The sequence below is a fragment of the Microcoleus sp. T2B6 genome, assembly GCF_036700475.1.
Classification (GTDB): Bacteria; Cyanobacteriota; Cyanobacteriia; order Cyanobacteriales; family Microcoleaceae; genus Microcoleus.
Genome location: NZ_JAUBOZ010000226.1, coordinates 1 through 2,491 on the forward strand (window position 1 = coordinate 1; position 2,491 = coordinate 2,491).

1 protein-coding gene is annotated in these 2,491 nt (G+C 42.4%); it reads right to left on the bottom strand.

The window, feature by feature from the left end; genetic code table 11:
* Positions 1–139: 139 nt before the first annotated feature.
* A complete protein-coding gene (ltrA, locus tag QUA00_RS36515; RefSeq protein WP_333413465.1) occupies positions 140–1,870 on the bottom strand; it encodes a group II intron reverse transcriptase/maturase in 1,731 nt (576 codons plus the stop codon).
* Positions 1,871–2,491 lie beyond the last annotated feature (621 nt).

Genomic DNA, 2,491 nt, shown 5'->3' on the forward strand with positions numbered 1-2,491 from the left:
AACCTGACGGTCAACGGAGTTAGAGTCGATAGGAGCGTTACCACTCCTACCTCTCCTTCAGAACGGAACGTGATACTTTCGTATCATTCCGCTCCTTGATAATTCCACCTTTGTTATAGGTACGATTCAAGACCAACTATCAGGTTTTAACACTTTCTTTAGAGCGCATTGACCCGTCTGTTGCTGTCTTTGTGTCGTGGCAGTGTTTATGCAAAAGTTGTAGGTTGTCATAGGTGTCTTTTCCACCTAACGAGGTCGGTTTAATATGGTCAACTTCTACAATGTCTGTACTGGTAAAGTATAAACCGCAGTGAGGACAAATACCCTTTTGACGCTTGATTAATGTAGCAACCCTTTTAGGAGTTTCAGGGTATTCACCTCTACGCTTGCTCCAATAAGTCCAGTTTCCATCAAATGGACTAGCAACACCCTTTACTTTGATATGCCTTACGATTGGCGTATCTGAATGTTGTTTTAATTCCAATCCATTTTCGGTACCGAAACACCAGTTATAGTCGCCTACTGTTCGCCAGTATTTGTCCTTGTTGATGCCCCCTTTTCCCCTCCTTGTTGCCCAGGCTCTCAACTTATCATAGGTTAGTCTGTCAACCTTTGTATAGGTATCCTTACTAACGACGGTCGAGTAATAGTTTGACCACCCTCTTATGATTGGATTGAGCTTGCTAATTAAGGCAGCTTGAGGGGCGGTTTTATGGGTGTCTATTACTTCAGCAATCTTGACTAGATGAGTTTTTACCTTTTGTCTTGAGGGTGTGATTATTGTCTTAAAACCTAATGGGATTCCTTTTGATGAATTGGAGCTACGGTAGTTTCCTACTTTGTACTGTTGTATGTGGAATCCTAAGAACTCAAACCCAACACTTCCCTTTATTTCATTAAGGGTGTGAGTTAATTTTGTTTTACTCGGTTTTAATTCCAATCCCATGTCACTCAACCAGTTTGCGATTATCTCCTGACATTTCTTGACTACGTTCAAATCCTCATGGATTATTACAAAGTCATCAGCATAACGGATTAGGCTTAGTGTGTCTCTTCTCTGGGATTTATTTAATTTCAATCCTCCGGGAGAATGTATTTCTAAGGTTTCCGCGTACTGCTTTACTCTTTCTTCCATCCCATGTAAGGCAATGTTCGCAAGTAGAGGAGAAATTACCCCGCCTTGTGGTGTACCTTCATTAGTAGGGAATAAAGAACCCTCGACACCATACCCTGCCTTGAGCCATGCTTTGATTTGACGGTTTAAGGTGGGGTATGTACTTATTTTTGAGATTAAGGCTTTGTGGTTTATACGGTCGAAACACTTCGATATGTCAGCATCTAGCACGTATTTGGCTTTTTGATTGATGCTGGCAAATATTGCTTCTATCGCATCGTGACAAGAACGCCCCGGTCTAAAACCGTGCGAGTTTGGCTCGAATTTAGCCTCCCACTCAGGTTCTAACGCTAGTTTTACTAACGCTTGCAAGGCACGGTCGTTTATTGTGGGTATTCCTAATGGACGTTTTTCATTCGTACCATGTTTGGGAATCATCACCCTTCGTGTGGGTTTTGATTTTCCGGTAAGTTTCAAACGATTTACCAATTTTATACGATGCTTTGGGGTCAACGATTTAATCCCGTCAACTCCAGCCGTATTTTTTCCTTGGTTATCCTGTGTTACCCTACGAACCGCGATACACTTGGCAGACCAAGACCTAATCAGGGTCTTTTGTAGTTTGCGAACTGCTTTAACATCACCACGCTCACTCGCTTGATAGATTCGTTTTTGCAACTTGAAAGTTACCCGTTCTAGCTTGCGCCAATTCAGGTTTTTCCATTCCACCGTCAGATTATTCTGCGTATTAGACATATATATTGCTACTAGGACTCTATCTTTGGAATTACCGTGTATCTGTCAGCATATCTTTGTCATTACAACATAGCATTCGCTTTTGATACAATCCCTCTCTCTTAAATCATTCGTTAGCTACTTACTGGTTATCGACCTTACCAGAGACTTAAGAGAGTTACTTCGTTCCGATTACACATTGTTAAAGTCTTTAGCGCGATGCTTTCCACCGGGTTTATTGGGCGGTGCTTATAAGTCGGCGATAAAACCGCTTATGCCCTATCCTTGCCTTTTGGCTTGGTGTTAATCGGTCTTTACCGTGTTTTTCAACGGGTTTATCCTGATTTCAGCCATTACACCATTGGTCTTCACGATGGTTCAGACACATCTTTGCTTTCGCTACACATGGACTTTTTACTCGACAGTTACCGGGTTGGCTCCTAGTAGTTCTGCCTTTTACCCCCGCTTTAGCCTGCTAGTTGCTACCCAACAAACTAGGGGATATGTTTTCACCTCAGCACTTGAGGGGTAGGATTTGGGCTAAACCCGCACCTACAAATGTAATCAGTTATCACCAGTCTTATCAACTGGGTTAACCGTCCCGTAAGCCTTTCAACCTACTTTAGGTTAAACGAATCGCAC